Origin of the sequence: Streptomyces sp. LS1784, from assembly GCF_020103755.1 — a bacterium.
Classification (GTDB): domain Bacteria; phylum Actinomycetota; class Actinomycetes; order Streptomycetales; family Streptomycetaceae; genus Kitasatospora.
Genome location: NZ_JAHSQD010000611.1, coordinates 1 through 4,723, shown reverse-complemented (window position 1 = coordinate 4,723; position 4,723 = coordinate 1). Strand labels below are relative to the sequence as shown.

The following is a 4,723-nucleotide window of genomic DNA, read 5'->3' as shown; positions in this document are numbered from 1 at the left end:
CCCGCTGGCCCCGGCGGCGGCCGAGGCGAGCCTGGAGGTGATCGTCGCCCAGTACGGCGGCATCCTCGCCGACTCGGCGAGCGTGCTGGTGGTCTGCCGTCAGTGGACGCGGGGCCCGGACGGTTCGGTGGCCGAGGGCGGCACCACGGTGGACGTCCGGCTCAGCCGGGCCGAACCACGCTGGGCCGTCACCGAGCTGCATCCGGGGGACGCCGGCCCGGCCGCCGCCTCGCCGCCGTCCGCGGTGGCCCGGGTGCTGGCCGAGCCCCGGATCGAGCTGCCGCCCGAGGCCGCCGCCGACCTGCGCAGCGGCACGGTGCACGACAGCGTGCTGGAGGCGATGCTGCGGCTGGCCGGCCCGTACACGCTGTCGGTGAGCGTGGTGCGGACCGGCCACCCGCTGGACGTCTTCGGGACGACCCGGCCCAGCGACCATCCGCTGGGCCGGGCCTTCGACGTCTGGCGCATCGACGGCCTGGCCGTGGTCGACCCGGGCACGCCCCGGCAGTTGATCGAGTCCTTCATGCGGGACGCGGCAGCCGCCGGTTCGTACAACGTGGGCGGTCCGGTGGCGCTCCCGGGCGTCGGCAACCGGTTCTTCACCGACGACACCCACCACGACCACTGCCACGTCGGGTTCGACCACTGACGGACGGGCGTCAGCTGACGTTGACCCCGCTCCAGGCCGCCGCGACCGCGTTGTACTCGGTGCTGCCGGCGCCGTACAGGTCGCGGGCCGCGTTCAGCGAGGCGGCGCGGGCGCCCTTGTAGTTGGTGGTGGAGGTCATGTAGACGGTCAGCGCGCGGTACCAGATCTTGGCGACCTTGTCACGGCCGATGCCGGTCACCGTGGAGCCGTTGCAGGTCGCGCTGTTGTAGGTGACGCCGTTGAGGGTCTTGCTGCCGCTGCCCTCGCTGGCCAGGTAGAACCAGTGGTTGCCGACGCCCGAGGAGTTGTGCACGTCGAGCTTGCCGACGCTGCTGCTCCAGCAGTCGGCCGAGCGGCCGTCCAACGAGGGCTTGTCGAAGCGGCGCAGCCACGGCGGGGTGGACTGGTCGCTGAACAGGTAGTCGCCGGTGTCGACGCTGTTGTTGGCGTAGAACTCGACCATGGTGCCGAAGATGTCGCTGGTGGACTCGTTGAGGCCGCCGGACTCGCCGCTGTAGCGCAGGTTGGCGGTGGCGCTGGTGACGCCGTGGGTCATCTCGTGGCCCATGGTGTCGAGGTCCACCTGCTCCGGGTCGGTGGTGCCGTCGCCGTCGCCGGTCATCATGCAGAAGCAGGTGTCGGACCACTGGGCGTTGTCCCAGTTCGTGCCGACGTGGACGAAGACGGTGGCGCCCTTGCCGTCGTTCTTGATGCCGCTGCGGCCGTGGACGTTCTTGTAGTAGTCGTACGTCCAGGCGGTGTTGGCGTGGGCGTCGACGGCGGCGGTGGAACGGTCGGAGGAGAACTTCTTCCCGTCGCCCCAGACGTTGGTGGTGCTGTTGAACGGGGTGCCGGAGGAGGCCTTGAGCGAGCTCGCGGAGAGGTTGTTGGCGTCCTTGGTGACGTGGCCGCGGACCGGGTCGGTCAGGGTGTAGCCGCCGCCGGTCTTGGCGGTGGTGTCGATGGTGACCGTGCCGGTGTACTCGGAGTTCCCGGTGCCGGACGCCTGGTGCTCGGCGTCGTAGGACTCGATCTGCTCGCCGGTGGTGGCGTCGGTGACGACCACCTTGCCCGCGGGCTGGCCGTGCTCGCCGGTGCCCTCGACGGTGGTGCGCCAGGCCAGCCGGGGCGTGCCGTCGGCGGCCCAGACGACCAGCTCGGGGGTGCTGACGGCGTCCTTGACGCCCGGGGCGGCGGCCAGCGCGCCGGCCGCGCCGGACTGCGCGGTCACCTTCGGGACGGTCGACCTCACGGCGGCGTCGTGGGCGGCCGCGCGGGAGGAGTCCTTGAGCTTGCCCTTGGCGTCCTGGTGGACGACCAGGTCGCCGCCGACCACCGGCAGGCCCTGGAAGGTGCGGTCGAAGCGGACGTGCGAGGCGCCGTCGGCGTCCAGCACGACGTCCTTGAGCACGAGGTCCTGACCGGCGCCGAAGCCGAACACCCCCGCGTTGCGGGCGACGTTGGCGCGGGCCTGGGATATCGCGGCCTCGCGCGTGCCGGTGGCGGCGGAGGCCGTGGCGGCCGGAACGGTGGCGCCGGCGAGGGCAGCGACGATCGCGACGGCTCCGGCCACGCGGGCACGGCGGGAGAGGGGCGTGGGGGTCACTCTGACTCCAGTGGGGGTAGCTGTGCAGGGAAAGGAGCTGCGACAGAGATTGACGGCGGTCAGTCAGGTTCAGCTAGAGGAAAGGTCATAACTTTGCCAAGTCGTGTCCTTGGGTCATCAAAAATGATCGAAAGTTAACAGGGGCTCTACAGTGCGGTCGTGACGATCGACTACCAGTGGCGCGGCCCGCTCGCCGACCCCGAACTCGACGCCCTGCACGCCGAGGGCTTCGGCCACCCCGCGGGCGACCTCGTCGGCGAGTGGCTCGCTCGGCTGGAGCGGCACAGCCTCGGCTGGGTGACCGCCCGCCGCACGGCCGACGGCGCCCTGGTCGGCTTCGTCAACCTGGCCTGGGACGGCGGCGCCCACGCCTTCCTGCTCGACACCGTGGTCGCCCCGGACGCCCAGCGGCAGGGCATCGCCACCCGTCTGGTCGCCGAGGCCGCCGACGGCGCCCGCGCGGCCGGCTGTGCCTGGCTGCACGTGGACTTCGAGCCGCACCTGCGCCCCTTCTACCTCGACGCCTGCGGCCTGCGTCCCACCGCTGCGGGGCTGTTGGCACTCTGAGGCAGGCTCTAGGCTCCCGACCCATGGACGGATGGGTGGGGGCCTGGACCGGCGGCCGGGCGGCGGTCCACGTGGGCGACGTGGCGGACTTCAACGCGCAGTTCTTCGCCCCCGGCATGGACGCGGCGCAGCACCTGCGGCGGCTGCGGCACGCACACCACTACGCCTGCCTGGCCGCCTGCTACAGCCCCGAACCGGCGCTGCTGGTGCTGCCCGCCGAGGTCGCGCCGGAGTGGACCGACTGGCTGGCCCGGGAGCTGGAGTGGGGCCCGGTCGAGGTGCACAGTGGTGTGGCGCCGGGCCGGACGGTGGCCGAGGCCCTCGCCGACCGCCCCGCCCTGGCGGCACGGATCGCGGACTCCGGGCGACCGGTGGTGGGCTGGGGCCGGACGGCCGCGCAGGGCGAAGGGCCGGAGCTCACCGCCGTGCGCCGCTACGAGTCCAAGGCCGCCGCGCACGACCTGTTCACCGACCTCGCCCCCGAGCACCCCGGCATCCGCCCGACACACCAGGAGCGCCCCGGCAGCCGGCGCCGGGCGGCCCGTCGGCTGACCGCCCGCGCCGCCCGGGGGCTGACCACGGTGCTGAAGAGCCCGTACGGCGTCGGCGGTTACGGCACCGTCGTGGTGGAGCCTGCCGAGCTGTTCGCAGCGGGCGGCGGTGGGGCGCTGCTGCGCCGCCTGGTGTGCGCGGAAGTCCTGCCAGGTGAAGGCGAGTTGCTGCTGGAGGAGCACGTGGACCCGGGCCCGGGCGCCCGGCTGCGCGATCTCACCTACGACGCCCTGGTCGGCTCGGACGGCACCGTCCACCCGGTCGGCGCGGGTGCCATGGACGTGGCCGGCACCCGCTACCAGGGCGTCACCGTCGGCCCCGGCACGGTGCCGCAGGAGGCCGCCGCCACCGCCCGCCGGTTCGCCCTCGCGGTGGGGGAGCGGCTCGCCGCCGAGGGCTACCGCGGCTGGTACGACGTCGACTTCGTCACCGACCGGGAGCGCCGGCTCGCCCCCACCGAGATCAACCTGCGGCTCACCGGCCCGGCCGTCGCCTTCGTCCTCGCCGCCCGCCTCGACCAGGTACGCGGCCAGGGCCACCTGGTGCGCACCCTGGACGGGATGCCGCTCGGTGCCCGGCTCGCCCCGGCGGCGCTGCACGACCACCTGGAACGGCTGCGGCCGCGCTGCGCCCGGCTCGGCGTCACCCTGCTGCCACTGATCCCGACGGCCTGCCACGAGCCGGAGCCCACCGTCGGCCTGGCCCTGGCCGGGCCGGACGCCGAGGCGCTGGACGCGGCCGAGGCGCTGGTCGCCGCCGCGAACCACGGGCTGGCCGGGATGTTCGAAGCGCTCCGGTGAGCGGCCGTCACCCCTTTCCGGCCGGCGGACGCCAGAGCACGAAGCGGACCAGCACCAGCGCCGCGAGCATCAGCGGGACGTTGAACGCGAACACCAGCGCAGCCTCGCGCGGCCAGTCGGTGGCCTTGGTGAGCCGGTAGAGGTTGTCCTGCGGCCACCAGTTGACCAGCAGCCAGGTGATCGACAGATGGGCCGGCAGTGAGAGCCGGCGCGGCCTGCCCAACCGCAGGACGGCCTCGAAGCCGCTGGTGAGGTAGACGATCCCGGCGCCGAAGGCGAGGTTCTCGCACAGGTAGAGCAGCCGGAACAGGGCGTTGTACGGGGCGGGGACGCCGGTGACGTCGGTCGAGCCGGGGAAGAGCACATCGGTCGTAGCCCAGGCTCCCCCGGCGAACACCAGGACGCAGAAGACCGCCGCACAGCCGTTCACGAAGCGCGAGTCCCCGGAACGTCCGCCCCCGGCCTTGCCGCCGCCCTTGCCGCCGCTGCGGCCGCCCGCCTTGGCGGAGCGCGGGGCGGTGTGCTCCGGCGGGGCCGGCAGCGGCAGCG

At 73.5% G+C, this 4,723-nt stretch carries 5 protein-coding genes; 3 read left to right on the top strand and 2 right to left on the bottom strand.

Features of this window, described 5'->3' with window-relative positions:
- On the top strand, positions 1-649 hold a 649-nt coding region (locus tag KS423_RS38890), incomplete at its 5' end, for a hypothetical protein (protein WP_224284452.1).
- A 10-nt stretch (positions 650-659) separates the two neighbouring features.
- On the opposite strand, the gene KS423_RS38885 is transcribed toward KS423_RS38890, so the two are convergent.
- Entirely contained in the window at positions 660-2,255 is a 1,596-nt protein-coding gene (locus KS423_RS38885; protein ID WP_224284451.1) for a M4 family metallopeptidase, read from the bottom strand.
- 159 nt (positions 2,256-2,414) lie between these two features.
- On the opposite strand from KS423_RS38885, the gene KS423_RS38880 reads away from it, so the two are divergent.
- Positions 2,415-2,822, top strand: coding sequence for a GNAT family N-acetyltransferase (locus KS423_RS38880; protein WP_224284450.1), 408 nt, complete (start codon positions 2,415-2,417; stop codon positions 2,820-2,822).
- A 23-nt stretch (positions 2,823-2,845) separates the two neighbouring features.
- A complete protein-coding gene (locus KS423_RS38875) occupies positions 2,846-4,174 on the top strand; it encodes a hypothetical protein (RefSeq protein ID WP_224284449.1) in 1,329 nt (442 codons plus the stop codon).
- A gap of 7 nt (positions 4,175-4,181) precedes the next feature.
- Here KS423_RS38875 and KS423_RS38870 read toward each other — a convergent pair.
- Positions 4,182-4,723: hypothetical protein (locus KS423_RS38870; protein ID WP_224284448.1), on the bottom strand; the 542-nt coding region annotated here is incomplete at its 5' end.

Excerpts from the sequence above, each read along its gene's own strand:
- KS423_RS38875 (WP_224284449.1), top strand. The coding sequence starts at position 2,846 with ATGGACGGATGGGTGGGGGCCTGGACCGGCGGCCGGGCGGCGGTCCAC.